At 72.0% G+C, this 25686-nt stretch carries 24 protein-coding genes; 7 read left to right on the forward strand and 17 right to left on the reverse strand.

Features of this window, described 5'->3' with window-relative positions; all coding sequences use genetic code 11:
• The first annotated feature begins 19 nt into the window (after positions 1–19).
• Both AB0H83_RS22380 and AB0H83_RS22385 read left to right on the forward strand, forming a co-directional pair.
• The gene (locus tag AB0H83_RS22380) at positions 20–904 is read left to right on the forward strand and encodes a diacylglycerol kinase family protein (protein WP_360097057.1); all 885 of its coding nucleotides are present in this window, start codon (positions 20–22) and stop codon (positions 902–904) included.
• 398 nt (positions 905–1302) lie between these two features.
• Positions 1303–2853, forward strand: coding sequence for a chromosome partitioning protein (locus tag AB0H83_RS22385; protein ID WP_360097338.1), 1551 nt, complete (start codon positions 1303–1305; stop codon positions 2851–2853).
• Here the strand turns inward: AB0H83_RS22385 and AB0H83_RS22390 are convergent, their stop codons facing one another.
• A complete protein-coding gene (locus AB0H83_RS22390; RefSeq protein WP_360097060.1) occupies positions 2854–3267 on the reverse strand; it encodes a DUF3151 domain-containing protein in 414 nt (137 codons plus the stop codon). It abuts the gene before it with no gap.
• Positions 3268–3445: 178 nt separating this feature from the next.
• Between AB0H83_RS22390 and AB0H83_RS22395 the strand changes: the two genes are divergently transcribed.
• On the forward strand, positions 3446–4666 hold the full coding sequence (locus AB0H83_RS22395) for a hypothetical protein (protein ID WP_360097063.1): 1221 nt from the start codon (positions 3446–3448) through the stop codon (positions 4664–4666).
• 81 nt (positions 4667–4747) lie between these two features.
• On the opposite strand, the gene fbaA is transcribed toward AB0H83_RS22395, so the two are convergent.
• Positions 4748–5773, reverse strand: coding sequence for a class II fructose-bisphosphate aldolase (fbaA, locus tag AB0H83_RS22400; RefSeq protein ID WP_360097066.1), 1026 nt, complete (start codon positions 5771–5773; stop codon positions 4748–4750).
• A gap of 207 nt (positions 5774–5980) precedes the next feature.
• On the opposite strand from fbaA, the gene AB0H83_RS22405 reads away from it, so the two are divergent.
• Positions 5981–6199: a hypothetical protein gene (locus tag AB0H83_RS22405; protein WP_360097069.1), complete on the forward strand. Its 219-nt coding sequence runs from the start codon at positions 5981–5983 to the stop codon at positions 6197–6199.
• Here the strand turns inward: AB0H83_RS22405 and AB0H83_RS22410 are convergent.
• From AB0H83_RS22410 to amrS, 5 genes are all read right to left on the reverse strand, one after another.
• A complete protein-coding gene (locus tag AB0H83_RS22410; RefSeq protein WP_360097072.1) occupies positions 6196–7263 on the reverse strand; it encodes an LCP family protein in 1068 nt (355 codons plus the stop codon). The two genes, AB0H83_RS22405 and AB0H83_RS22410, sit on opposite strands and share 4 nt — an antisense overlap.
• Entirely contained in the window at positions 7260–7766 is a 507-nt protein-coding gene (locus AB0H83_RS22415; RefSeq protein ID WP_360097075.1) for a SigE family RNA polymerase sigma factor, read from the reverse strand. Before AB0H83_RS22415 ends, AB0H83_RS22410 begins: the two co-directional genes overlap by 4 nt.
• Before the next feature lie 57 nt (positions 7767–7823).
• Positions 7824–8741, reverse strand: a complete 918-nt coding sequence (locus tag AB0H83_RS22420) for a phytanoyl-CoA dioxygenase family protein (RefSeq protein ID WP_360097078.1) — start codon at positions 8739–8741, stop codon at positions 7824–7826.
• Positions 8742–8876: 135 nt separating this feature from the next.
• Complete coding sequence (gene amrB / locus AB0H83_RS22425; protein WP_360097081.1) at positions 8877–9710, reverse strand: AmmeMemoRadiSam system protein B; 834 nt, start codon at positions 9708–9710, stop codon at positions 8877–8879.
• Entirely contained in the window at positions 9707–10771 is a 1065-nt protein-coding gene (gene amrS / locus AB0H83_RS22430; protein WP_360097084.1) for an AmmeMemoRadiSam system radical SAM enzyme, read from the reverse strand. The genes amrB and amrS overlap by 4 nt, the downstream gene beginning before the upstream one ends.
• 65 nt (positions 10772–10836) lie before the next feature.
• Here amrS and AB0H83_RS22435 point away from each other — a divergent pair, with 65 nt between their 5' ends.
• The 3 genes from AB0H83_RS22435 to AB0H83_RS22445 are packed head-to-tail and all read left to right on the forward strand — an operon-like array spanning position 10837 to position 15480.
• Positions 10837–12198, forward strand: a complete 1362-nt coding sequence (locus AB0H83_RS22435) for a 3' terminal RNA ribose 2'-O-methyltransferase Hen1 (RefSeq protein ID WP_360097087.1) — start codon at positions 10837–10839, stop codon at positions 12196–12198.
• Positions 12195–14708, forward strand: a complete 2514-nt coding sequence (locus AB0H83_RS22440; protein WP_360097090.1) for a polynucleotide kinase-phosphatase — start codon at positions 12195–12197, stop codon at positions 14706–14708. Before AB0H83_RS22435 ends, AB0H83_RS22440 begins: the two co-directional genes overlap by 4 nt.
• 25 nt (positions 14709–14733) lie before the next feature.
• Entirely contained in the window at positions 14734–15480 is a 747-nt protein-coding gene (locus tag AB0H83_RS22445) for a VTT domain-containing protein (RefSeq protein WP_360097093.1), read from the forward strand.
• Positions 15481–15544: 64 nt separating this feature from the next.
• On the opposite strand, the gene AB0H83_RS22450 is transcribed toward AB0H83_RS22445, so the two are convergent.
• The 10 genes from AB0H83_RS22450 to AB0H83_RS22495 form a co-directional block, all read right to left on the reverse strand.
• Positions 15545–17227: a VWA domain-containing protein gene (locus AB0H83_RS22450; RefSeq protein WP_360097096.1), complete on the reverse strand. Its 1683-nt coding sequence runs from the start codon at positions 17225–17227 to the stop codon at positions 15545–15547.
• A gap of 49 nt (positions 17228–17276) precedes the next feature.
• Positions 17277–17915 (reverse strand): class II aldolase/adducin family protein, encoded by a 639-nt coding sequence (locus tag AB0H83_RS22455; protein WP_360097099.1) that lies wholly within the window; start codon positions 17913–17915, stop codon positions 17277–17279.
• A gap of 4 nt (positions 17916–17919) precedes the next feature.
• The gene (locus tag AB0H83_RS22460; RefSeq protein ID WP_360097341.1) at positions 17920–18270 is read right to left on the reverse strand and encodes a metalloregulator ArsR/SmtB family transcription factor; all 351 of its coding nucleotides are present in this window, start codon (positions 18268–18270) and stop codon (positions 17920–17922) included.
• A 92-nt stretch (positions 18271–18362) separates the two neighbouring features.
• Positions 18363–18902 carry an orotate phosphoribosyltransferase gene (gene pyrE, locus AB0H83_RS22465; RefSeq protein ID WP_360097102.1) on the reverse strand — a complete coding sequence of 180 codons (540 nt, stop codon included), beginning with the start codon at positions 18900–18902 and terminating at the stop codon, positions 18363–18365.
• Positions 18903–19243: 341 nt separating this feature from the next.
• Positions 19244–20026: an SDR family oxidoreductase gene (locus AB0H83_RS22470; protein WP_360097105.1), complete on the reverse strand. Its 783-nt coding sequence runs from the start codon at positions 20024–20026 to the stop codon at positions 19244–19246.
• A 136-nt stretch (positions 20027–20162) separates the two neighbouring features.
• Positions 20163–20819 carry a hypothetical protein gene (locus AB0H83_RS22475; RefSeq protein WP_360097108.1) on the reverse strand — a complete coding sequence of 219 codons (657 nt, stop codon included), beginning with the start codon at positions 20817–20819 and terminating at the stop codon, positions 20163–20165.
• A gap of 69 nt (positions 20820–20888) precedes the next feature.
• Entirely contained in the window at positions 20889–21257 is a 369-nt protein-coding gene (locus tag AB0H83_RS22480) for a hypothetical protein (protein ID WP_360097111.1), read from the reverse strand.
• An 11-nt stretch (positions 21258–21268) separates the two neighbouring features.
• Positions 21269–23863: an ATP-dependent chaperone ClpB gene (clpB, locus tag AB0H83_RS22485; RefSeq protein WP_360097114.1), complete on the reverse strand. Its 2595-nt coding sequence runs from the start codon at positions 23861–23863 to the stop codon at positions 21269–21271.
• Between the two features lie 73 nt (positions 23864–23936).
• Complete coding sequence (locus AB0H83_RS22490) at positions 23937–25118, reverse strand: hypothetical protein (protein WP_360097117.1); 1182 nt, start codon at positions 25116–25118, stop codon at positions 23937–23939.
• The gene (locus AB0H83_RS22495; protein ID WP_360097344.1) at positions 25115–25663 is read right to left on the reverse strand and encodes a DUF1707 domain-containing protein; all 549 of its coding nucleotides are present in this window, start codon (positions 25661–25663) and stop codon (positions 25115–25117) included. Before AB0H83_RS22495 ends, AB0H83_RS22490 begins: the two co-directional genes overlap by 4 nt.
• Positions 25664–25686: the final 23 nt, after the last annotated feature.

Consider the following 25686-nt stretch of genomic DNA (forward strand, 5'->3'; position numbering starts at 1 on the left):
GAAAGGCAGGTTGACAACGGTGGTCGACGTGGTGGTGCTCGCGCTCGGCGAAGGCACGTCGTGTGCTTGCGATAACGGCGCGTGCGGCACGCGTACCCCTATTCTTGCCTGCCGTGACGCGCTGCGCACCGCAAGTGCGCAGGTCGAGACGGTTGTCGCGCACACCGACGCGGAGATCGACGCCGCGCTCAAGGCCCTGCCCGATGTGCGGCTCATCGTCGCCACGGCCGCCGACGGGCAGCTGCGGGCCGTCATGCGCCGCATGGTCCGCAGGTACGCGCCGGCTCCCAGCAAACGGTCGGAATCCGAGGCGGAGATCCCCGACGACCGGACCCTGCCGGACCTGCCGCCGATCGGCGTGCTGCCGCTGGGCCCCGACTCCACCGACCTCGTCACCCGGCTCGGCCTGCCCCGCGCCCCGGCCGACGTCGCCGCGGCCGTCCTCGGCGGCAAGGTGCGCCGCCTCGACCTGCTGCGCAACGACGGCGGCTCGGTCACCCTCGACGGCGTCCTGGTCGGCGGGGTCGACGCAAGCGGCTCGGCCAGCACCTATCTGGCCCGGGTCGAGGTCGACGACGCGGTCCTCGCCGACGGCACCGAGCCGGTGCTCATGTCGGTGGTGGCCAACGCGTCGCGGTACGCGACGGTCGACGGCCTGCCGCTGGTGCTCTCCCCCGACATGAGCGACGGCCGGCTCGACGTGGCGGTCGCGGTGCCCCGGGCCGCCCGCTCGCTCTTCCGCCGCCCCCGCGTCGAGATCGAGGTCCGCCGCGCCCAGGGCCGCGCGGTCGCCATCACGCCCCGGGTCGACGTGCCGTTCGTCGACGACGGCGCCGAGGGCGTCCTCACCCGCAAGCGCTCCTGGTGGATGGAGCGCGCCGCCTGGGCCGTCTACGTGCCCTGACGCCCGCCGCCGCCTTCGCATACGGTGCGGACTCGCATACGGTGGGAGACTGCGGGAGAGGAACAGCTGTGAACGACGCGCTCTGGCCGCCGGACGAGGTCATCTCGGGGCGGCGCACCGATCGACCCATCATCGCGGGGCAGGTGCGGCCCGACGACGAGGATGACGACGAGTTCCTGTTCGACGACGAGGAGCCGGCGGCGGCCGGCGGGGTCGTCGAGCACATCGGCTCGCCGTGGGCACAGCCGCCGGGGCGGATGGGACTGCCCGGAACCGGCCTGCCGGCGGGGCCGCCGCAGGACGACGGCGAGCCCGGGCCTCCCGGGCCGTGGCTGCAGTCACCACGGGCGTCCGATGCTCAGGCCGCCGGTCAGATTGCCGGCCAGATCGGCGGTCAGATCGGCGGCGGCATCCAGCACGGCCAGCCGGTCCCGCACGTGCCGGTCTCGGGCGCGCCGGTCCGCTCGCCGGTCGCCGGCCCTTCGGCGCCGATCCCGGTCTCGGGCGCCGGGCCCATCCCCGTCTCGGGCGCGGGCCCTGTCCCGGGGTCCGGTCCGGGCCCTGTCCCGGGGTCCGGTCCGGGCCCTGTCCCGGGGTCCGGTCCGGGCCCTGTCCCGGGGTCCGGTCCAGGCCCTGTCCCGGGGTCCGGTCCGGGCCCTGTCCCCGTCTCTGGGGCTGGGCCGGTTCCGGTCGCCCCGGCCAACGGGGTGCCGGTGGCGCGGCCTCCGGTCGTCCACCCGCCGCAGCCGCCGCAGCCGCAGCTTCCGCCACCTCCGGCGCCGACGGGGTTTCCGCCGGCGCCGACCGGATACCCCGCGCCGCCCGGATACCCCGCCGCGCCCGGCCACCCGGCACCGCCGGCCTCCTATCCGGCGCCACCCGCCGCACCGCCGGGGCCACCGCCCTCCTATCCCGCGCCACCGGTCGGGCCGCCAGCTCCACCGGTCGCGGCGCCGCAGATGCAGCACCGGCCGCCGACCGAGGCGCCACCGCCGGCGGCAAGCTGGTCCGACGGGAGCACGCCGACCGCGGAGGAGTTCTCCCGGCGCAGGCAGGCGCGGCCCGTCGACCCGGTCGCGGCGCGGGGCATGCGCGGCATCCTGTCCAAGGGGACGCTCGGCATGGTGTCGCTCGGGCCGGGGCGGCGCGAGCAGGAGTACCGGCACGACGTCGACCTCGTGCGGCGCAACTTCGGCGGGCTGCGGCAGGTGACCGTGGTCAACCCGAAGGGCGGCGCGGGCAAGACCGTCGCGGTGCTGCTGCTGGCGATGACGTTCGGGCAGAAGCGCGGCGGGTACGTGCTGGCCTGGGACAACAACGAGACGCAGGGCACCCTCGGGATGCGGGCGCAGCAGGACTTCCACACCCGCACGGTGCGTGACCTGCTGCGGGACCTCAACCACTTTCAGGGCGCGCAGGGGCGGGTCGGCGACCTGTCGCAGTACGTACGCGCCCAGGGCGAGGGCATGTTCGACGTGCTCGCCAGCGACGAGTCGGCCACGGCCGGTGAGATGCTCACGGCGCAGTCGTTCGGGGAGATCCGCGACGTGGTCAGCCGGTTCTACAAGCTGATCGTGGTCGACACCGGCAACAACGTGCGCGCGGAGAACTGGCAGGCCGCGATCGACGCCACGGACCAGCTGGTGGTGACCATGTCGGCGCGCAACGACTCGGCCGAGACGGCGTCGCGGATGCTGGACCACCTCGAGCAGCACGGCCGGCAGCGGCTGGTGCGGCAGGCGGTGACCGTGGTCTCGATGCCACCCAGCCGGCGCCACCTCGACGTGCCCGCGATCACCAGGCACTTCGCGGCGCGGACGAGGACGGTGCTGCTCACGCCCTACGAGCGGTTCATCGACTCGGGCGAGCCGATCCGCTACTCGGCGCTCACCGCCGCCAGCCGCGACGCCTGGTTGAAGGTCGCCGCGGCCATCTCCGAAGGGCTGTGACTACCGCAGGGCGGCGGTGGCGGCCGGGTCGCTGTCGTTGAGGAACTGCGCGCAGCGCTCGGCCTCGTCGGCCTCGCCGATCTGCCCCGCGGCCAGGCCGAGCGCGTTCAGCGCCCGCAGGAAGCCCTGGTTGGGCTCGTGCGACCACGGCACGGGGCCGGCGCCGCGCCAGCCGTTGCGGCGCAGCTGGTCCAGGCCGCGGTGGTAGCCGGTGCGGGCGTAGGCGTAGGCGGTCACGGGCTCGCCGTCGGCGAGCGCGAGCTCGGCCAGGCGGGCCCAGGCGGCACTGAACGCCGGGTGCGCCGCGGCGACGGCCTTGACGTCCTTCTCGGCGCCGGCGGCGGCGAGCTGCGCGGCGGCCTCGGGCTCGGCGGGAAGCAGCGTCGGGGATGGCTGTGGCAGCAGGTTCTGCATACAGCCATTCAACCAGGGTGGCTGAACGGTGGAGGGTACGTCCCGCGACCGGGGGGTGTGTCCCGTTCGGGCAGGTACTAGAAAGGGAAGTCCGGAGCCTCCCCAGGACCCGGTTACGCGGTGGCCCGATCTTCATGGTCGGGCCATCGCCCTTTTCAGCTGCTGGCAAGATGGCTGGGTGCCCACTCCGCCCCCGCCAGACGTGGTAGCGCTGCACGACCACTCGCCCGAAGAGATCGAGTCGCCGGAGGAACTGCTGTTCCACCTGGAGAACGGCTCTCTGGCGAGCAAGGTCGTGCAGGGCCTCGACCTGTCCGCTGTCGACCTGTCCGCCGTGGATGTACAGGACACCCTGTTCGTCGGGTGCCGCTTCGCCGCCCTCGAGCCGGTCGTCGACCTGCTGCTGCGGCGGGCGGTGGTGGTGCCCAAGTTCGACGGCGTGCCCTACCCGACGCACCCGTCGCAGCTGTACGTGCCGGCCGACCTCGCCGCCGGCTTCGAGTCCGACGGGTTCGCCGGGATGTTCGACACGGTGGTGTACGAGCACTTCCGGTCCAACGGCGGGGCCACGCCGGAGATCCGTGAGGCGATCGCGCAGCGGATGCACGACTCGGGGATCGACAACGCCCTGGCCAACGTGACCACCGGCTGGATCGCCGCGCGAGGGCCGGCCGCGGCGGTCGGCATCATGGGCGGTCACGCGGTGGCCCGGGGCGCGGCCGACTTCCGCACCGCCGCCGAGCTGGCGTGGCGCGTCGCCCGGGCGGACCGGCTCGTGGTGACCGGCGGTGGCCCCGGCGTGATGGAGGCGGCGAACCTCGGCGCGTTCCTGGCCGACCAGCCGCTGAGCACGCTTGCCGAGGCGATCGACCGGCTGGCGGCGGCGCCCGACTTCCGCGATCACGATCCGTACACGAGGGCGGCGCTGGAGGTGCGCGCGGCGTTCGGCCGGCCGGTCCCGCCGACGCCGGACTCGGTGCTCCCCGCGGACCAGGTGGCGGTCGACCCGGTGACCTGGGCGCGCCGCGGCGGCCTGGCGATCCCGACGTGGCTGTACGGCCACGAGCCCGCGAACCTGTTCGCCGCGAAGATCGCGAAGTACTTCTCCAACGCGATCCGCGAGGACACGATCCTGCGCCTGTCCCGTGGCGGGATCGTGTTCGCGCCGGGGATGGCGGGCACCGTGCAGGAGATCTTCCAGGCGGCGACGAAGACGTTCTACGCGACCGACGGCGTGAGCGGCCCGTTCGTCTTCCTGGACGTCAAGCACTGGACCGAGCGGCTGCCGGTCCGGGGCATGCTGGAGCCGCTGCTGGCCGCGTCCCCGGTCGGCGACCTGCGGCACCTGCTGCACATCACCGACGACGTCGCCGAGGCCGCGGAGATCCTGACCGCGTAGCCGCGGCGGCCGGCAGGACCGGCCCGGACACGAAAAGGCCCGGCCTCCGCGACGGGGAGCCGGGCCTTTTCGTCGGCAGAACTACTTGGACAGCGTGGTGCCGGTCGAGCGCAGGTGCTCGCAGGCCTCCACGACGCGCTTGGACAGGCCGGCCTCGGCCGCCTTGCCCCAGGCGCGCGGGTCGTAGGCCTTCTTGTTGCCGACCTCGCCGTCGACCTTCAGCACGCCGTCGTAGTTGCTGAACATGTGGGCCGCGACGGGGCGGGTGAACGCGTACTGCGTGTCGGTGTCGATGTTCATCTTCACCACGCCGTAGTCGAGGGCCGCGCGGATCTCCTCGAGCAGCGAGCCGGAGCCGCCGTGGAAGACCAGCGACAGCGGCTTGTCCTTGCCGTACTTGGCGCCGACCGCGTCCTGGATCTGCTTGAGGATCTCGGGGCGCAGCTTGACGTTGCCCGGCTTGTAGACGCCGTGGACGTTGCCGAAGGTCAGGGCGGCCATGTAGCGGCCCTTCTCGCCGAGGCCGAGCGCGTCGACCATGGCCAGGCCGTCCTCGACGGTGGTGTACAGCTTCTCGTCGATCGCGCCGACGACACCGTCCTCCTCGCCGCCGACGACGCCGACCTCGATCTCCAGCACGACCTTGGCCGCGGAAGTGAGGGCCAGCAGCTCCTCGGCGATCTGCAGGTTCTCGCCCAGCGGCACCGCCGAGCCGTCCCACATGTGGGACTGGAACAGCGGCTCCTCGCCCTTGGCGACGCGCTCGGCCGAGATGGCCAGCAGCGGCCGCACGAACTTGTCGAGGTTGTTCTTGGGGCAGTGGTCGGTGTGGAGGGCGACGTTGATCGAGTACTTCTTGGCGACCTCGCGGGCGAACGCGGCGAAGGCGACCGATCCAGTGACCATGTCCTTGACGGTGGGGCCCGAGAGGTACTCGGCACCGCCGGTGGACACCTGGATGATGCCGTCGCTCTCCGCATCGGCGAAGCCGCGCAGTGCCGCGTTCAGCGTCTGCGACGACGACACGTTGATCGCCGGGTAGGCGAACGCGCCGGCCTTGGCGCGGTCGAGCATCTCGGCGTAGACATCGGGAGAGGCGATGGGCATGACGGCGCTCCTTGGCTGTTTTGGATCGTGCGGTGTTTTGGAGCCGGGCGTGCGCGGCTCGTCGAGGACCGCGCTGTCCTGCAACGGAGTATCCCGCAGCGCTCGCCGCCCATGAACGGCGGGAGGGTGGGCGCGAGGTGAATTGCCCGGCTGGGCAGCGTTACGGCCGATTCGGTCGTACGGTTGGAGAGACCTGAGGGAGGACGCATGACTCAGCCCGACGAGGATCTGCTGACGTTCGACGACCGGCTCGACCCGGACGTGCGCGACCCGGAGGCGTCGCCCGCCGACGCGGCGGAGCAGGCACTGCCGACGGATCCGCTGGACCGCGGGCCGGTGATCAACCGTTCTCACCCCTGGGACGCGAACGAGTACGACGCCGTCGAGCAGGACCGCGAGGTCGCCATGGACGACGAGTACCGTTAGCCGGCGTACTGCGGGTGCGCGGCGGCCCAGGCCGGGACGGTCCCCTCGCGCAGCGCGGTCACCAGGCCGTCGCCGTCGGGCAGGACGGTGCGGTCCGGCCCGACGGGCAGCCTCAGCCCGGGCACCTGGGAGGTGTCGTAACCGGCCAGCAGGCCGGCCAGCATCGGCAGCGACACGTCGCCGAGGTGCAGGTCGAGGGTGCTCCCCGCGACCGGCATCGCCCTGGCCAGCTTCACCGGGTCGCCGAGCTGCCGGGCGAGCGCGGCGAGGAGCTGCCGCACGTGCGCGTCGCGGTCGTCGGCGCCGTTCGCGAGGGACTTGCGCTGCCGGACGTAGTCCAGCGCCTGCCAGCCGGCGAAGTGGCGGCAGCCAGGCTCGTACACGACGGGCTGCATCCCTGAGCGCAGCGGCGCCGCGTGGCCCGTGGACGGGTCGAGGCCGAGGTGGACGGAGACGGTCCGCTGGTCGACGCAGAGGTCGACGCCGCCGACCGCCTCCGTGACCCGCTGCACGGCGGTGAAGTCGATCACCGCGCCGCCGTCCACCCGCACGCCGAGCAGGTCGCCGACGAGGCGGGCGGTCAACTCGTAGCCGCCGAAGACATACGCGGTGCCGACCTGCTGGGTGCCGAACTTGGGCACGTCGACGAGCAGGTCGCGGGGGATCGACAGCTGGAAGACGGTGCGGGTGTCGGCGTCGACGTGCAGTAGCAGGATCGCGTCGGCGCGCACGGTGTCCCCCGCCGCCTCCGGCCGCCGGTCGGTGCCGAGCAGCAGGAAGTTGCCGACGTCGGGGCTGCTCGCCTCCAGCAGCGTCTCGGTGTGGACCGGCGGCCTGGGGTACTCCGGCAGCGCCAGCGGCACCGCGCCGGCGAGCGCCACCATGAGCGCGGTCGCGCCGGACAGCGTCCAGCGGCGGCGGGCCCGGCGCTTGCGGACCCCGGCGGCGATTGCCGGCCGCAGCGCCGCCGCGACGGGCACGTCCTGCTCGTGCCGGGCGAAGGCGGCGCTGAGCGCCGAAGCCAGCGGCGAGGCGGGCGGCTCGGCGGGGGACCGGTCGCTCATCGGACCTCACCGGCGATCAGGTCCGGCACGACCTCGGCGCGCAGCGTCGCGAGGGCCCTGGAGATCAGCGAGCGGACGGTGCCGATCGCGCAGTCGAGGACCTCGGCGATCTCGACGTCGCTGAGGCTCTCGTAGTACCGCAGGACCAGGGCGGCCCGCTGGCGCCGGGGCAGCTGGGCGAGCCACATCCACATCTGGTCGCGGTCCGCGGACGCCTCGGCGTGGTCGGCGACCGGCGGCGGGCCGAGCGGCTCGGTGAGCTCGGCCCGCAGCACCACCCGGCGCAGCCAGGAGCCGCGGTGCAGGTCGATGTACGCGTTGGTGAGCATGCGCTTGACGTAGTGCTCGGGCACGCTGGCGGCGGCGATGCGGCGCCACTTCACCTGCGCCCGGATCATCGTCTCCTGCACGAGGTCCTGCGCCGTGTGCGGATCACCGGTGAGCATGACCGCATAGCGCAGCAGCGCCTGCAGCCGCGCCTCGACGAACTCCTCGAACGTCAACCAGACCCCCTCCCCTGACCCTAATGACGGGTCAAGGCAGGGATCTGTTGCGGTACGTCAGGGAATCAGCGGAGGGTGGTTGGGATCCAACAGTCCGCGGTCGCGCAGCGCCTCGTACAGCGGCGTGGTCTGCGGGTAATGACCCCAGTGGTGGTCGCCGTCGGTGCCGTTGTCGTGGCCGTGCCCGCCGCCGATGTTGCCGACGCCGCCGAGCAACTGCTGCTGGACCGGGTTCAGCCCCGACCACCAGGGCCGTTGCGGCAGGCCGGCGACCTCGTCGCGGATGGCGATCCAGCGGTACGTGTACCCGAGGAACACGCACTTGCGCGTGATGGCGGAGAGGTTGTCGGACCGGGCGTGCCAGATGCGGCGGTCGAAGAACACGACGTCACCGGCGTCGACGGTGATCTGCCGGGCGCCGTCGGGCGTCGGCCACGGCACGTCCCGGGTCGGCGGGCCGGGTAGCCAGTTGGTGCGGTGGCTGCCGGGGATCAGGGTCAGGTTGCCCCGCCCGGTCTCCGACACGTCCGACAGCCAGTACGCGAGCTTCACCGACAGCCGCGGACGCGGGTCGGTCTCCAGCTCACGGTTCTGCCGGCCGCCGTCCTGGTGCCAGTGCCACCAGTTGGGCTTCGGTGCGGTCAGCGGAGGGTGCACGTCCAGGTGCGAGTGGTAGATGTGCACGTTCCAGCCGAGGATCGACCACACCAGGGGAAACGTCGCCGGGTGGTCGATCAGGTCGACCAGGTCCGGGTGGTGGGTGACCGGGCTGAGCAGGTGCAGCGACCCGTCCGCGGCGCGCGGGTGCCGCTGGTGCGCGGTTTCGAGCACCGACGCGTACTGGCGCACCTCGCCCTGGCTCAGCACGCCCTTGAGCACCAGGTATCCGTCGGCGTCGAACTGCTCGCGCTGCTCGCGGGTCATCGGCGTCCAGGTCGCGGTGTCGTTGCCCCGCGCTGCCGCAATCGCTGACATCCCCGTCTCCAGTTCCGGCGCCGTCCACAGGCGCCCTCACCGCCACAGACGTGAGGGGTCTCCACGACAGCGGTCGCCCGTTCGTGCCGCAATTTCTGGACATTCCGCCCGCAACGGATGAACCGCCAGCACCGTCTATGCAGAAAGGCGGAACGCCGGATAGCCGACGACCCTGTCCCTCGGCCCGCCGGTGTCGGCGGACGTGGCGAGGGCGAGTCGCTCGACCCGCGGCGCCCGGCGCCGGGCCCAGGTGAGCAGGCCGCGCAGCGGGTGCCGGCCGCAGGCGTCGCCGGTGCCGATCCGCTGCGGGGCGAGGTCCTCGATGGCGGCCGCGGTGGCGGCGTCGCGTCGGCGCGCCTCCTCGTCGGTCAGGTAGTGCGACAGGTCGGTGCTGCACAGCACGATCGTGTCCGGCCCGGCGACGACGTCGAGCAGCGCCGCGACGGCGGCCGGGTCGCCCGGCCCGACCAGCACGGGCAGCATCGTCCGCACGCGGACGCGCAGCAGCAGCGGCACCTGCACCTCGATGGAGTGCTCGGGTGCGTGCGGGCGGTCGTCGGCGACGGCGAGCCCGCGGTCGGTGAGCTGCCGGGCGCCCTCCAGGTCGATCCCGATGGGCCCGATCGGGCCGGCCCAGGCGGCGACGGTCGGCACGGCGGCGCCCCGCAGCGCCACGTGGTGCGCCGGGCCGAGCACCACCGCCCGCGTGAACGGCTCGGCACGGTCGCGCAGCTCGCGATAGACGTGCGCGGCGGTAGGGCCGGACCAGCGGTAACCGGCGTGCGGCACGACGTAGGCAACGGCATCGGGCGTGGCATCGGGCGTGGCATCGGGTGTGGCATCGGGCGTGGCGGAAGTCGGCGAAGCGGCGTCGAGCAGCGTGTCGATCATGGTGGTGAGCTCGGCCGGATCGGCCGGGTAGAACGTGCCCGCGACCGCCGCCGGGCGCGTCGTGGAAGGGCGCGTCATGAGAGGACCACCGGCAGCCGCTGCCGGCCCCAGTCGCCGGCCGGGCCGTCGAAGACCCCGGGCAGCCGGTGCCCGCAGTGCGTGCAGCGGCCGTCGTCGGTCAGGTCGTAGGCGCGCAGGTCGTACCAGTCGCGGACGATGACCGGCGCGTCGCACCCGGGGCACCGCGTGGTCTGGCCGTCGGGGTCGTGCACGTTGCCGGTGTAGACGAACCGGAGGCCGGCGTCCAGGGCGATCCGGCGGGCCCGGCGCAGCGTCTCCGGCGGGGTACGCGGGATGTCGCGCATCTTGAAGTCCGGATGGAACGCGGAGAAGTGCAGCGGGACGTCGGTGCCGAGGTGCTCCAGCAGCCAGTCGCACTGGCGGCGCAGCTCGTCATCGCTGTCGTTCTGGCCCGGGATGAGCAGCGTGGTGATCTCCAGCCACACGTCGGTGCCGCGCAGGTACTCCAGGGTCGACAGGACCGCGTCGAGGCGGGCGAACGTGATCTTCTCGTAGAACTTCTCGCTGAACGCCTTGAGGTCGATGTTGGCGGCGTCGATGTGCCGGTAGAACTCCTCGCGCGGCGCCGGGTTCATGTACCCGGCCGACACCGCGACCGTCTTGATCCCGGCCTCGCGGCAGGCGTCCGCGACGTCCATCGCGTACTCCATGAAGATCACCGGGTCGTTGTAGGTGAACGCGATGGACCGGCAGCCGAGCCGGCGCGCCGCCGCGGCGAGCTGCTCGGGGCCGGCCGCCGCGGCGAGCGTGTCGATCTCGCGGCTCTTGGAGATGTCCCAGTTCTGGCAGAAGCGGCAGCCCAGGTTGCAGCCGGCGGTGCCGAACGACAGCACCGGCGAGCCGGGCAGGAAGTGGTTGAGCGGCTTCTTCTCGACCGGGTCGACGCAGAAGCCGGAGGAGCGGCCGTAGGTGGTCAGCACGATCTCGTCGCCCTGGCGCTCCCGGACGAAGCAGAAGCCGCGCTGCCCCTCGTGCAGCCGGCACGCTCTGGGACAGACGTCACACTGCACCCGGCCGTCAGCCAACCGGTGCCAGTGCACGGTGGGCACCGTCGCCATAGTCCCGACTGTACGCCGGGCAAATCCGGCTGACCCACCGATAATCCGTGCGCCACGATGGCGGGGTGCTGCTGACCATCACCACCACCCATCACCCGGCGACCGACCTCGGCTACCTGCTCGTGAAGCATCCCGACAGGCTGCAGTCGTTCGAGGTCAGCGGCGGCACCGCGCACGTCTTCTACCCGGAGGCGACGCCGCAGCGGTGCACGGCGGCGCTCCTGCTGGACGTGGATCCGGGCGCCGCGCGCCCCGCGAAGCAGCCCGACACGTTCACGCTGCGCCAGCACGTCAACGACCGGCCCTACGCCGCGTCGAGCCTGCTGTCGGCGGCGCTGGGCCGGGTCCTGCGCACGGCGCTGCGCGGCGAGTCCCGCGACCGGCCGGAGCTCGCCGCCACGCCGATCCCGCTGGAGCTGCGGATCCCGGCGCTGCGCTGCAAGGGCGACGCCGAGACCTTCTTCGGCCCGCTCGGCTGGACCGTCGAGGCGACCCCGATCCCGCTGGACCCCACGCATCCGGAGTGGGGCCCCAGCCGGTACGTCGACCTGACCCTGCGCGGCACGCTGCGGCTCGCCGACGCGCTCAACCACGTGTACGTGCTGCTGCCGGTCCTCGACGACGCCAAGCACTACTGGGTGTCGACCGACGAGGTGGAGAAACTGCTGCGGGCCGGGACCGGATGGCTGGCCGAGCACCCGGCCAAGGCGGTCATCGCCCGGCGGTACCTCGCGCACCGCACGGCACTGACGAACGAGGCGCTGTCTCGGCTGTCCGATGTGGACGCCGACGCCGACACGGTCGACCAGGCGGTCACGGCCCGGCCCGAGTCGCTCGCCGCCCTGCGCCGCACCGCGGTCGTGCGGCAGCTGGCCGAGGCCGGCGCGCACCGGGTGCTCGACCTCGGCTGCGGCCCCGGCGCGCTGCTCGGCGAGCTGATCCGCGACCGGCGCTTCACCGAGATCGTCGGCGCCGACGTCTCCACCGTGTCGCTGGACATGGCGGCCCGCCGGCTGCGGCTGGACCGGCTCCCCGACCGGCAAAGGGAACGGATCCGGCTGCTGCAGACCGCGCTGACCTACCGCGACGACCGGCTGCGCGGCTATGACGCGGCCGTCCTCATGGAGGTCGTCGAGCACGTCGACCCGCCGCGGCTGCCGGCGCTCGCGGCGAGCGTGTTCGGTCACGCGGCGCCGAAGACGGTGATCGTGACCACCCCGAACGCCGAGTACAACGTCCGGTACCAGGGCCTGGAGCACGGCGGGATGCGCCATCACGACCACCGGTTCGAGTGGGACCGGGCGCAGTTCGGCGCGTGGTGCGACGAGGTCGCCGGGCGCTACGGCTACACCGTGACCCGGCACGGCATCGGCGAAGAGGACCCGGAAGTCGGCGCGTCGACCCAGATGGCGGTGTTCCAGCAGTGACCACGGTGACCATTCCCGACCTGTGCCTGGTGGCGCTCGTCGGCATCTCCGGCTCCGGCAAGTCGACCTTCGCCCGGCGGCAGTTCGCCCCGACGCAGGTGCTGTCCTCCGACGCGTTCCGCGCGCTGGTCGCCGACGACGAGAACGACCAGTCGGCCTCGGCGGAGGCGTTCGACGCGCTGCACTACATCGCCGGCAAGCGGCTGCGGGCCGGCCGGCTCACCGTCGTCGACGCGACCAACGTGCAGGCGCACGCGCGCAAGGCCCTGGTCGAGCTGGCCCGGACGCACGACGTGCTGCCCGTCGCGATCGTCCTGGACGTGCCGGAGGGCGAGTGCTGGGAGCGCACGCAGCTGCGCCCCGACCGCGACTTCGGCCGGCAGGTCCTGTCCCGGCAGCACCGCGACCTGCGCCGCTCGCTCCGGTCGCTCGGCCGGGAGGGCTTCCGCCAGGTGCACGTCCTGCACGGCACGGCCGAGGTCGACGCGGCGGTCGTGGCGTACCAGAAGCTCTACAACGACAAGAAGGAGCTGACCGGCCCGTTCGACATCATCGGCGACGTGCACGGCTGCCGCGAGGAGCTGGAGCGGCTGCTGGCGCGGCTCGGCTACACGATCGACCGGGACGCGCACGGCCGGCCCGCCGGCGCGCACCACCCGGACGGCCGCACGGCAGTGTTCGTCGGCGACCTGGTCGACCGAGGGCCCGACTCCCCCGGCGTGCTGCGCCTGGTGATGGGCATGGTCGCGGTCGGGCACGCGCTGTGCGTGTCGGGCAACCACGAGGCGAAGCTGCTGCGCAAGCTGCGCGGCGGCACCGTCCGGGTCACCCACGGCCTGCAGGAGACCCTCGACCAGCTCGACGCCGCCGACGCCCAGCTGGTCGACGCGGTGCCGGCGTTCCTGGACGGGCTGATCAGCCACTACGTGCTGGACGGCGGGCGGCTCGTCGTCGCGCACGCCGGGCTCAAGGAGGCCTACCACGGCCGGGCGTCCGGCCGGGTGCGGGCGTTCGCGCTGTATGGCGACACCACCGGCGAGACCGACGAGTACGGGCTACCGGTCCGCTACCCCTGGGCGCAGGAGTACAAGGGCGCGGCCACGGTCGTCTACGGCCACACGCCGGTGCCCTCCGCGGAGTGGGTGAACAACACGATCTGCGTCGACACCGGCTGCGTGTTCGGCGGGGCGCTGACCGCCCTGCGCTACCCGTCCCGCGAGCTGGTCTCGGTGCCGGCCGTCCGGGCGTATTACGAGCCGGTGCGGCCGCTGGTCGTACCGGCTGCGGAAGAACGCGGACTCGATCTCGCCGACGTGACCGGACGGCGGACCCTCGTCACACCCGCGGGCCGGGTGACGGTGGTGGCCGAGAACGCCGCGGCGGCGCTGGAGGTCATGAGCCGCTTCGCGGTCGACCCCCGCTGGCTGGTGTGGCTGCCACCGACGATGGCGCCCGCGTCGACGTCGACGGTCGAGGGCTACCTGGAGCACCCGGTCGAGGCGCTCGCCGACTACGTGAAGGCGGGCGTGCCCCGGGTCGTGTGCGAGGAGAAGCACATGGGCTCGCGGGCGGTGCTGGTCGTGTGCCGGTCGGACGCCGCCGGCCTGCGGAGGTTCGGCATCGAGGCGGGCGGGACGATCTACACGCGGACCGGCCGGCCGTTCTTCGGCGCCGGCTCGCCGCTGGAGACGATGATGCTGGACCGGGTCCGCGCGGCCGTGGACGCGGCGGGGCTGTGGGAGGAGCTCGGCACCGACTGGCTACTGCTGGACGGCGAGGTCCTGCCGTGGTCGGCGAAGGCCGAGCCGCTGATTCGCGAGCAGTACGCGAGCGTCGCCGCGGCCGCCGGTGCCGCCCTGCCCGTCGCGCACGCGGCGCTGGCGGCGGCGGCACGGCGCGGCATCGACGTGACCGCGCTCGAGTCGCGCTTCGCCGGGCGGGTCTCGTCGATCGCGGCCTTCACCGAGGTGTACCGGCGATACTGCTGGCCGACCGACGGGCTTTCGGGGCTGCGGCTGGCGCCGTTCCACGTGCTGGCCGGGGAGGGCAACTCGTACCTGCGCCAGGACCACGAATGGCACCTGGCGCTGATCGACCGGCTGGCCGTCGCCGACCCGTCGCTGATCGCCACCACGCGGCGGCTGGTGGTCGACCCGGCGTCCCCGGCGGACGTCGAAGCGGCGACCCGGTGGTGGCTGGAGCTGACCGGGGCCGGCGGCGAGGGCATGGTGCTCAAGCCGGCGGCCGACGCGGGCCCGCGGGTTCAGCCGGCGCTGAAGTGCCGCGGTCGGGACTACCTGCGCATCATCTACGGCCCGGACTACCTCTCGCGGCTGGACCGGCTGCGCGGCCGTGGGCTGCAGCGCAAGCGCGGCCTCGCGCTGCGTGAGCAGGGCCTGGGCCTGGCCGCGCTGGACGCGCTGGCCGCCGGCGGCTCCGCGCGGGCTGTGCATCAGCTGGTATTCGCCATCCTTGCCTGTGAAAGCGAGCCAGTTGATCCCCGTTTGTAGCAGGGCTCACGTACCCTGATTCGCCATGGAAGAAAAGACTCGCGCCGTCGGCGAGCTGCTCGCCTTCAACCCGCTCGACGCGAAAGGCCTGCTGAACACGTTCGGTGTGATCGGCGTCTGGATCATCATGTTCGTGGAGACGGGCCTGCTCGTGGGCTTCTTCTTCCCCGGAGACTCGCTGCTGTTCCTGGCCGGTGTCGGAGCCTCATCCGTCGCGCAGGAGCTGCTCGGCACCAAGCTGAACCTGACCCAGCTGCTCATCGGCGCGCCGCTGTGCGCGATCGCCGGTGCGCAGCTGGGTCACTACCTCGGCGCCAGGTATGGCCGCCGGATGTTCGACCGGCCAAACTCGCGCCTGTTCAAGAAGGAGTACGTCGAGAAGGCCGAGTACTACTTCGTGAAGTTCGGTCCGGCGAAGGCCGTGGTGCTCGCCCGGTTCATCCCGATTGTCCGCACCTTCCTCAACCCGGTCGCCGGCACCATCGGCATGCCGGCGAAGCAGTTCTTCCTGTGGAACGTCGTCGGCGGCATCCTCTGGACCGACGGCATCCTGATCGCCGGCTACGCCCTGGCGAAGCAGATCAGCGACCTGATCCCGCCGGAGAAGATCGACACGTACCTGCTGCCGGCGGTCCTGCTGATCGTCCTGATCTCGGCGATGCCGATCTTCATCGAGATCTTCCGCGGCTGGCGGGAGCGGCGGCACAACAAGGGCGTGGCGGCCGCGCCGGTCGAGGGCGGCCGCACCGGCGCCCACCGCGCCGCCGACTGACGTCGCACGTACTTCTGCACAGCGGACCCGGGGGCATCCCCCGGGTCCGCTGCCGTTCTGGCGGTCACCCCGTCCTGATCAAGGCCTGCAGGAAGATGTTGCCGATCTGCTCGGGGTCGGTGACGACGAACGAGCGGCCGCCGGTGGCGGCGGCGATCTCCGCCAGCTCCTGCTGCCGCACGTCGGGCCCGACGCCCAGCAGCACCACGCGCACCGGGCGGGTCGGGTCCGTGGCCCGCTCCAGCTCGAGTTTCAGCGTCTCCAGGCTCATGCCAGGCTTCGAGTTGGCGCCGTCGGTGAAGACGACGACCGTGTTGGAGCGGCCTTCCTTGTAGCCCTCCTTCAGCGCCTGGTACGCCGCGAGCACGGTCTCGTACAGCCCGCAGACGTCCGTGCCGACGGCCTTGGCCCCGGCGACGGCCGTGTTCAGCCTGGCCCGCTGGCCCTGGTTGAGCGGGTTGAGCGGGACGACCTCCTGGTAGTCCTTGCCGCCGGGCAGGCCGGACGCGTAGGCCCACAGGCCGAGCTCGCTGTCGTCGGTGAAGAGGCCGAGCCCGTCGGTGGCGGTCTTGCGCAGCACCTGCAGCCGCGACGGCGAGCCGCTGCCGGCCATCGGCCGGTTCACCGAGGAGGTGACGTCGACCAGGGTCAGGACCCTCGACGGGGCGGTCGTGGCGGTCCAGTACCCGAGGATGTCGTTGATCTTCTGCGGTTCGGCGAGCGGCTTGACCGTGACCGGGGCGGTCGTGGCGCCGCGGCCGGCGGGGAAGCCGGCGCTGGTGGAGCCGTCGGCGGCGCGGAAGCCGAGCCTGGCGAACAGGTCCCGGTTGCCGTCCGCGGTGAGGGCGGTGCGGAACAGCCCCGCCGCCTCCAGGCTGGCTCTGGGTTTGCCGGTGATCGTGGCGTACGGGTAGTCGAGCGTCACCGGCGGGTCGACCGGCAGCGCGGTGAGCGAGACGGGCGGGCCGGCCGAGTTGTAGGCGATGACCGCCTGCTCGCTCATGGGCGCGACCTGGGCCGGCCCGGCGCTCTTGGTGAGCGCGGCCTGGTCCGGCGCGACGGCGATCGACCGGTACGCCTTGACGACGTCGACGAGGTTCTTGGGGTCGGTGACGATGGAGTCGTAGAGCAGGCCGGCCCCGGCGAGCCCGGCGGTGCTGCGGCGGGGGTCGACCGCGGCGAGCTGGACCTGCTTGCCGGCGACCTTCGGCAGCAGCGCCGCGACCTGCGGTGCGCCGGCCGTGCCGCTGCCGCCTGCGCCGAGGGCGCCGGCGAGCTGGTCGGGCACGGCGAGGGTGACGGGGCTGGCGGCGACGGACGTGACGTCGGGCTCGAACGCCTCGCGGCTGACCGCCTGCATCCGCACGATCCACGCGGTCGAGTCGGGGATCCACACGGTCGGCACGTCGGCGTCGGCGGGCGAGGGCAGCGCGGTGGCGGCCACGTTGATCGCGCCGCCGGCGCGGGCGGCGAGCTGGTTGGCCACGTCGGCCGGCTCGGCGGCGCGCACCTGCACCTGGACACAGTCGCCGCCGACCTCAGGATTGGTGGCGCTCCAGCGGGCGGCGGCGTCGCGCACGGCGGGCGCGACGTCCGGGGCGGCGGCCACGACGAGCTTCACGCCACCGTCGCAGTTGCCGTCGCCGCCGGCGATCGCGCGGACGGCGACGACGGTGCCGCCGATCAGACCCAGTACCCCGACGATCGCCAACGGTGCCCGCAGCGAGCGTCCCCGGCGTTGCTCCACGTGCTCACCCTGCCCTTCGTCCGTGCAATCGGACGAGTGTAAGCGCAGGTCAGGCGGTTGCGGAGGGACGGTCGAGCCAGCCGGTGGGCACCGGCTGCAGCGCGCGACCCAGGGTTAACGCTCGGTAAGTCAACTGCGCCGCCTCCTCGAGATAGAGGGCGCGCTTGTGCGCCAGCTCGACGGAGTCGGCGATCACGGAGCAGCCGTGATGGGAGAGGACCACGCAGTTGACGCCGCCTGCGCACGCGGCCGCGGCGAGCTCACCGACCCGGGGGTCGCCGGGCGGGCTGAACGGGGTGGTCACGACCTGGCGCAGGTAGAAGGCGTGGTCGGTGGTGACGAGCCGGATCGGCTCGCCGATCGCGTCGAGCAGCAGCACCGTCTGCGGGTGCAGGTGGACGATCGCGTTGGCGTCGGGCCGCGCGCGGTACGTCGCGAGGTGCAGCCCGAGCTCAGAAGTCGGTGCACCGGTTGTGTCAAGTGCCGTGCCATCGCTGATTCGGACCCGTACGAAACAGTCCTCGGACAGCCGGTCGAGCCAGGTGCCGGCGGCCGTCACCCAGCACTCGTCGGAGCCGGGCGCTCGGGCGGACAGGTTGCCGCCCGAGCCCACGACCAGCCCAGCCTGCACGACCGACCGCCCGAGGCGGGCAAGCTGGTCGCGCAGGTCATCGGGCCGGTGAAACAAAGCCCTACCGAGGAGCCTTCTTGGTCGCCCGCTTGCGCGGGGGCGTCAGAAGGTCGGCGATGGTGCCGATGGCGGAGGGCACCAGGCGGTAGAACGCCCAGACACCCCGCTTCTCGCGCTCCAGCAGCCCGGCCTCGGTCAGGATCCGCAGGTGGTGGCTCACCGTGGGCTGCGAGAGCCCGAGCGGGGCCGTCAGGTCACACACACACGCCTCGCCGTCCGGCGCCGACTGGATGAGGCTCAGGAGCCGCAGTCGGGCAGGGTCGGCAAGTGCCTTCAGGACGCCGGCAAGACGCTCGGCATCGGCGCGGTCAATCGGCTCGCCGGCAAGCGGCGAGATCTGGGGCAGGGTCATCTCAGCCAGCGCAGTTCCCACGTTTCCATCCTTCCACCAACACCATCGACCCGGCTGCATATACGCAGGTCCGAATCGACAATTTTTCAGCCCTATTGGCCGAGGTCGGCCAACGAAAATGCTGAGCGATAGCTCAGCCCCGCGGCGCGGACCGCCTTTTCCGCCCCACGGTCGACGATAACCGCGACACCGACGACTTCAGCGCCGGCCTCGCGCAACGCCTCTACGGCAGTCAGAACGCTTCCTCCTGTCGTGGAGGTGTCTTCAACCGCCAGCACCCGGCGGCCCGCAACATCGGGTCCCTCGACCCTCCGCTGCAGACCGTGAGCCTTGTCACTCTTCCGGACGACGAACGCGTCGAGCTTGCGTCCCGTCCCCCGCGCGGCAGCCGCATGCAGCATCGCGCTGGCCACCGGATCGGCGCCGAGGGTCAGCCCTCCCACGGCGTCGAAATCCCAGTCGGCGACCAGATCGAGCAGCACCCGTCCGACGAGCGGCGCACCGGCATGGTGCAGCGTCAAGCGACGTAGGTCCACGTACCAGTCGGCTACTTGTCCCGACGACAGCGTCACACGACCTCGGACCACAGCCAGGTCGAGCACGAGTTTCAGCAGGTCGTCACGGTCGGTCATGACCGAAAGCGTACGCGCTAAATCTCCGGAGCGAATCGATGACCCGCACTCTCGCAGAAATATAGGGCCGTCAAGTGGACAAGGAGGAATACGAAGGTGATCGCAGCGATCACCACGAGTGACACGAGGGGTGATGGTGACAGGGGTCAACGAAGCGCACGTGAGGGAGATTCGCCTTGGTTTCGGCGGTTCCGCACCCTCGATCGGGGCCCGTCACATCGGCCCTGACCAGCGCAAACACCTCATTCAAGAGGCACGATGGACCCGTACTCAGCCCTTCGCCGTCCAAATCCGACCGTTCGGCGGCACCGTGACCACAATCATGTTCGATGTCGTCTCACTCAATGATCACCGCGACCGATGCGGCGCCTGGTGCCGCCCGCGACGCGCCGCACCAGACCCTGCGGCGCGTGCCGCACCCCGAAGACGACCATCTTGTACTTCCAGTCGGGCACGCTGACCAGCTTGCCCTTGCGGAGGTCGCGCAGCCCGTCGCGGACCACGCGCCCGGCGTCCAGCCACAGCCACGGCGGAGTTTTCGACATGTCGATGCCGGCCCGGTCGTGGAACTCCGTGCGGGTGTAGCCGGGGCACAGCGCCATCACGCGCACCCCCTTCGAGCGCACCAGCTGGCCGGTGGACTCGCTGAAGTTGGTGACCCACGCCTTGCTCGCCGGGTACGTGGAGCCCGGCATCATCGCGGCGAACCCGGACACCGACGAGACGTTGATGATGTCGCCCCGGCCGCGGGCGGTCATGGCGGGCAGCGCGGCGAGCGTGAGCCGCATGACCGCGTGGACGTTGAGCCGCAGCAGCAGTTCCTCCTGGTCCACGGTGGAGCGCGGGAACGGCGTGTTGAGGCTCATCCCGGCGTTGTTGACCAGCACATCCACGGGGCGACCAGGATCCGCGAGACGGGCCGCGACGAGATCGCAGCCCTCCGGCGTCGACAGATCCGCGGGCAGCACCTCGGCGCCGCCCAGCTCGGCCGCCAGCGCCTCCAGGCGGACCGCGTCGCGGGCGACCAGCACGAGGTCGTGCCCCTCGGCGGCGAGCTCGCGCGCGAACGCGGCGCCGATGCCCGCGGTGGCGCCGGTGACGAGGGCGACCGGACGTTGGCTCATGCCGCCCCCTCCGCTGCGCTCCGGCGCCAGCCTGAGCTCCACCCTGCGCTGCTGATTCGCAGCCCTCCGCTACGCTCCGGTCCGCTCATGCCCGACAATGTACTGAGGCCCCGGTTGCCCGGGGCCTCAGCGTGGTTCATACCGTCGGCGGACCGCTCGCCGGCGGCGGTGGCGGCGGCGGATACCCGGGGTCGCCCGTGCCGGGCACCGGCGGCTCCCACTGCGGCTCGATCTTGCGGAAGTAGGGGTGCGACGCCGGCAGCGCCAGCAGCACGATCGCGGCCAGGATCGCCAGCAGCAGCAGGACGCCCAGGATCGTCGACACCGGCTGATACCAGCCCGGCAGCTCCGAGTACAGCATCTCGTTGTACTGGTCCCAGGTGGGCAGCTTCGGGTCGTCCTTGCGCAGCTGCTCCCAGCCCGCCTTGCTGACGAAGGTCAGGCCGAACACACCTGCCGTGCAGCAGGTCGCGAGGCCGCCGACGACCCAGGTGAGGATACGACCGATCTGCTTGCCCTTGCTGACGAGGATCGCCAGCACGACGAACAGGGCGATGAGCAGCACCCCGAAGACGATGCTGACCGTCCCGGTGAGGGTCTGGTTGTCAGCCGTGCCCTCCTGGGACGTGCCGGCGAGCGCCTTCTTCGCGCCTTCGGCGAGCTTGCTCGAATACGCGAGGCCAAGGATGACGCTGATCAGTTCGATCGCGGCCGCCGCGTACAGCAGGTAGACGGCCAAGTTGACGGTGGACGGTCGGGCACGCGGCCCAGACGCTGGGTCGGCGAATGCCATCGGATCTCCTCCCAGGAAACCTTGAGGATCAACCGTATCGACGCTGCGTTGTTGCCGCAGGCCCGGGCCTCAGTTGTTGAGACGATCCTGCGCGTACCGGGTGAGCGTGGTGGTGCCCATCATGCAGCCGCTGAACGTGGTGACCTCGGCGTCCTGGCGGGCCAGGTGCTGCCAGGCGGCCCGGCCCGCGGCGGCGTCGATGTGGGTGAGCAGCTCCGCCGCGTAGAGCCGGCCGGCGGGTTTGGCCTGGTCGAGGAGCGCCTCCAGCTTGGGCCTCAGCTCGGCGCCGTGCCGGCGCAGGCCCTCCTCGACCGCGAAATACGCCTTGGTGGCCGGCAACAGCGTGCCGGCGAAGCCGACCCCGCCGAACGCCAGCGTGTCGGCGTCGGCGAGTTGGCTCAGCTCTTCAGCGAACGGACCGCTCTTCTTCCACAGCATCGCCCTCGTCCTTATCCGGCGCTGACGGTGAGCGCCTTCTTGTCGTCCGCCAGGTCCACGACGACCTTGTCGCCGTCGCGGATCGAGCCGGCCAGCAGCGCCTTGGCGAGCTGGTCGCCGATGGAGGTCTGCACCAGGCGCCGCAGGGGGCGGGCGCCATACACGGAGTCATACCCCAGACTGGCGAGCCAGTCACGTGCCGCGTCGGTGACGTCCAGCGCCAGCCGTCGATCCGCCAGCCGCCGGGCCAGTGCCTGCAGCTGGATGTCGACGATCGCACGCAGGTCGGCGGTCGACAGGGCATCGAACACGACCATGGCGTCGAGCCGGTTGACGAACTCCGGCTTGAAGTGCTGCCGCACCGCGGCGATCACGGCGTCGCGGCGCTGCTCCGCCGTCAGCGTCGGGTCGTCGGCGAGCACCTCGGAGCCCAGGTTGGAGGTGAGAATGAGGATGGCGTTGCGGAAGTCGACCGTGCGCCCCTGCCCGTCGGTGAGCCGGCCGTCGTCGAGGACCGCCAGCAGCACGTCGAACACGTCGGGGTGCGCCTTCTCGACCTCATCGAGCAGCACCACGGAGTAGGGCCGGCGGCGGACCGCCTCGGTGAGCTGGCCACCCTCCTCATAGCCCACGTACCCAGGCGGCGCACCGACGAGCCGGGCGACGGTGTGCTTCTCGCCATACTCGCTCATGTCGATGCGCACCATGGCGCGCTCGTCGTCGAAGAGGAACTCCGCCAGAGCCTTGGCCAGCTCGGTCTTGCCGACGCCGGTCGGGCCGAGGAACAGGAAGCTGCCGGTCGGCCGGTCGGGGTCGGCGATCCCGGCCCGGGCGCGGCGCACCGCGTCGGAGACGGCTTGCACCGCGGCCTCCTGCCCGACGACCCGGCTGCGCAGCGACTCCTCCATGCGCAGCAGCTTCGCCGTCTCGCCCTCCATCAGGCGGCCGGCGGGGATCCCGGTCCACGAGGCGACCACCGCGGCGATGTCGTCGGCGGAGACCTCCTCCTTCAGCATCGACCCGGCGGACTGCAGCTCCTGCAGCTCCACCTCGGCGGTGCGCAGCTCCTGCTCCAGGTCGCGGATCCGCCCGTAGCGCAGCTCGGAGGCCTTGGCCAGGTCGAGGTCACGCTCGGCCCGGTCGGCCTCGCCGCGCAACTGCTCCAGCTGCTCCTTGATCGTGGAGACGGCGGAGATGTGCTGCTTCTCGTTCTGCCAGCGCTCGGTGAGTGCGGTCAGGTGCTCGCGGCGGTCGGCCAGCTCGGCGCGCAGCCGCTGCAGCCGCTCCGCGGAGGCGGGGTCGGGCTCCTTGGCCAGCGCCATCTCCTCGATCTCCAGCCGGCGCACGGTCCGCTCGACCTCGTCGACCTCGACCGGCCGCGAGTCGATCTCCATGCGCAGCCGGGACGCCGACTCGTCGACCAGGTCGATCGCCTTGTCCGGCAGGAAACGGTCGGAGATGTACCGGTCGGACAGCGTGGCCGCGGCGACCAGGGCGGCGTCGGTGATCCGGACGCCGTGGTGCACCTCGTAGCGCTCCTTGAGCCCGCGCAGGATGCCGATGGTGTCCTCGACCGTCGGCTCGCCGACCACGACCGGCTGGAAGCGCCGCTCCAGCGCCGGGTCCTTCTCGATGTGCTCGCGATACTCGTCCAGCGTGGTCGCGCCGACCATCCGCAGCTCGCCGCGGGCCAGCATCGGCTTGAGCATGTTGCCGGCGTCCATGGACCCTTCGCCCTTGCCGGCGCCGACGACGGTGTGCAGCTCGTCGAGGAACGTGATGACCTGCCCCTCGGAGCCCTTGATCTCCTCCAGGACGGACTTGAGCCGCTCCTCGAACTGGCCCCGGTACTGCGCGCCGGCGACCATGGCCGCCAGGTCGAGGCTGACCAGGCGCTTGTCGCGCAGCGACTCGGGCACGTCGCCGGCCACGATGCGCTGGGCGAGGCCCTCGACGATCGCGGTCTTGCCGACGCCGGGCTCACCGATGAGCACCGGGTTGTTCTTCGTGCGGCGCGACAGCACCTGGATCACCCGGCGGATCTCCGAGTCCCGGCCGATGACCGGGTCGATCTTGCCGTCGCGGGCGGCCTGGGTCAGGTCGACGCCGTACTTCTCCAGCGCCTGGAAGGTCTGCTCAGGGTCGGCCGTGGTGACCCTGCGGTCGCCGCCGCGCACCTGCGGGAAGGCCGCGACGAGGGTCTGCTCGGTGGCCCCGGACTCCTTGAGCCGGGTCGCGACCGCACCGCCGACGCGGGCGAGGCCGGCCAGCAGGTGCTCCGTGGAGGTGTATTCGTCGCCGAGCGGGCGGGCGATCTGCTCCGCCGCCGCGATCGCGTTGGCGAACTCGCGGGCGACATTGGGCTCGACGACGCTGGATCCCTTGGCGCTGGGCAGCCGGTCGACGGCGTGCAGCGCGGCGCGGCGGATGTCGGCGGGGTTGGCCCCGACGGCCCGCAGCAGGCCGGCCGCGGTCGACCCGCCCGTGTCCAGCAGCGCCAGCAGCAGGTGCCAAGGTTCGACGGTCGCGTGTCCGCGCTGGCTCGCCGCGTCAACGGCGGCCTTGATGACCTCGCGACTCTTGGTGGTCAGGCGTTCGGCGTTCATCGGCTCCTCGTTCCGGTCCGTACCCGTACGCCAGGTACGACGTCTCCGAGGTTGAGTCTATTCCACTCAAGTCTTATCGTGCAGCGACAGCGACCCTCGACCACTCACAATTCTTGTCTTTCACCTCGCACAGCCACACCTCACCCGACTGCTGCCCCGGATAGCCGAGGATCACCGTGCCGGAGAGCCGGCGGAGCCGGAAGACCAGCCGTCCGCCCTGGTCACGGCTGCGCCGGTCGCTGTCGACGGTCCAGACGCCCTGCCCGCTGGCGACCAGCAGCCGGCCGCCTGGCAGCACCTCGGCGCTGTACACCTCGGCGACCTCACGCATCGCGCTCGCCTCGACCCAGGCGCCGGTGGCGGTGCGGCGGGCCGCGAACTGGTTGCCGACGAGCCACACGTCGGACCCGTCGGGGGCCACCACCACGTGCGGCTCCACCCCGCTCTGCTGCGGCAGCCGCGCCGAGCCCTCGGCGCGCCAGGAGCGGCCGTGGTCGGCGCTGCTCCAGACGCTGACCGTGAGCATCGGCGCCGCGGTGGCCGAGGTCTCCACCGCCTGGGCCGTCAGCCAGAGCTTGCCGTCAGTCTGCAGCTTGCCGTCAGTCTGCAGCTTGCCGTCGGCCTGCGCGACGAGGCTGGTGAAACGGTGGTCGCCGGCCGGGCGGCCGGGCAGCGCCGCCCGCTTGCCGTCGTCGGTGACCTCGATCAGCTGGCGCACCGGGCAGTCGACGGTGCCGTCGAGGCAGCCGACGCTGAAGCGTGGCTCGGTGAGGTTGAGCTCCGGCGGCGCCGGGATCAGCGGGTGCTGCTGGAAGGTGAGGCCGGTGTCGCGGGAGACGTACCAGCCGCCGGGCACCGTGCGCAGCAGCAGCACGTTGCCCCGGCCCAGGCGCATCTCGACCTCGGTGGCGTCGTCGAAGGGCACCTTGCGGGCCACCCACGACTGCCCGCCGTCGAGCGTGATGACCAGGCCGACCTGGCAGGCGAGCCCGCTGACGCACGAGCTGAACAGGGCATAGCCGGTGTCGGCGTCGGCGAACTCGACCCCGCGCGGCGAGGTGCCCTTCGGCACCTGCACGATCGACTGCCGGTTGCGCGGATCCTCGGATCCGGCCGGGGCCGGTTGCGGGTCCTCCTGGTAGGAGACGTCCGGAGCGGGATCTTCGACCGGCTCGTTGCCGGGCGTACATGAGCCGGCGGTCAAGGTCAGGGTGAGCGCGACGGCCAGGACGGTAGCGAGTGGGCGGCGCCTCACCAACGCCACCGCCAGAACCTGCGCTGGTACCGCAACTTGACGCTGCTGGTGGAGACCTCGCCGCTGATACGGAACTGGACGCCTCCGCCCGACGGCTCGATCCGCGACTTCACGGTGCTGGCATGGGTGTAGATGCTGTCGACGTCGGCGACGGCACCGGCCGGCAGGACCAGCTCGACCGAGCTGGAATGCGCGTCGAGCACGACGTCCACGACGGCGGCGCCGAAGATCGCCTCGGTGAAGTCGAGCTTCACCGAGCTCGACAGGGTGACGATCGTCAGCCGGCGGGGGACCGTCCAGCGGCCCCGCCGCTTCAGCGACGACGACCGGCTACGGAGCTCGCTTTCCTCGGGCGGCTTGACCTGCTGCACGGGCAGGTCGGTCACATACGGCTCGATCTCGCCGAACGTGCGCGCGCGCAGCACGCCGTCGACCCGGTCCTCGAACTCCGCGATGGTCAGCCGGCCCTCGGCCACGGCCGTATTCAGCTGGGCCACCACACGCTCGCGCTCCGCGTCGGAGATACGCATGTCGCGATGGTCCATGCTCACGACGACACTGTAGACCC

Origin of the sequence: Dactylosporangium sp. NPDC050688 (assembly GCF_040654515.1) — a bacterium.
In the GTDB taxonomy this organism is placed as follows: Bacteria; Actinomycetota; Actinomycetes; order Mycobacteriales; family Micromonosporaceae; genus Dactylosporangium.

Excerpts from the sequence above, each read along its gene's own strand:
- AB0H83_RS22495 (WP_360097344.1), bottom strand. The coding sequence starts at position 25,663 with ATGGACCATCGCGACATGCGTATCTCCGACGCGGAGCGCGAGCGTGTG.
- AB0H83_RS22410 (WP_360097072.1), bottom strand. The coding sequence starts at position 7,263 with ATGAGCGACCGGTCCCCCGCCGAGCCGCCCGCCTCGCCGCTGGCTTCG.
- fbaA (WP_360097066.1), bottom strand. The coding sequence starts at position 5,773 with ATGCCCATCGCCTCTCCCGATGTCTACGCCGAGATGCTCGACCGCGCC.
- amrS (WP_360097084.1), bottom strand. The coding sequence starts at position 10,771 with ATGGCGACGGTGCCCACCGTGCACTGGCACCGGTTGGCTGACGGCCGG.
- AB0H83_RS22390 (WP_360097060.1), bottom strand. The coding sequence starts at position 3,267 with ATGCAGAACCTGCTGCCACAGCCATCCCCGACGCTGCTTCCCGCCGAG.
- AB0H83_RS22480 (WP_360097111.1), bottom strand. The coding sequence starts at position 21,257 with ATGCTGTGGAAGAAGAGCGGTCCGTTCGCTGAAGAGCTGAGCCAACTC.
- AB0H83_RS22445 (WP_360097093.1), top strand. The coding sequence starts at position 14,734 with ATGGAAGAAAAGACTCGCGCCGTCGGCGAGCTGCTCGCCTTCAACCCG.
- AB0H83_RS22405 (WP_360097069.1), top strand. The coding sequence starts at position 5,981 with ATGACTCAGCCCGACGAGGATCTGCTGACGTTCGACGACCGGCTCGAC.
- AB0H83_RS22460 (WP_360097341.1), bottom strand. The coding sequence starts at position 18,270 with ATGACCCTGCCCCAGATCTCGCCGCTTGCCGGCGAGCCGATTGACCGC.
- pyrE (WP_360097102.1), bottom strand. The coding sequence starts at position 18,902 with ATGACCGACCGTGACGACCTGCTGAAACTCGTGCTCGACCTGGCTGTG.
- amrB (WP_360097081.1), bottom strand. The coding sequence starts at position 9,710 with ATGACGCGCCCTTCCACGACGCGCCCGGCGGCGGTCGCGGGCACGTTC.
- clpB (WP_360097114.1), bottom strand. The coding sequence starts at position 23,863 with ATGAACGCCGAACGCCTGACCACCAAGAGTCGCGAGGTCATCAAGGCC.
- AB0H83_RS22420 (WP_360097078.1), bottom strand. The coding sequence starts at position 8,741 with ATGTCAGCGATTGCGGCAGCGCGGGGCAACGACACCGCGACCTGGACG.
- AB0H83_RS22475 (WP_360097108.1), bottom strand. The coding sequence starts at position 20,819 with ATGGCATTCGCCGACCCAGCGTCTGGGCCGCGTGCCCGACCGTCCACC.
- AB0H83_RS22470 (WP_360097105.1), bottom strand. The coding sequence starts at position 20,026 with ATGAGCCAACGTCCGGTCGCCCTCGTCACCGGCGCCACCGCGGGCATC.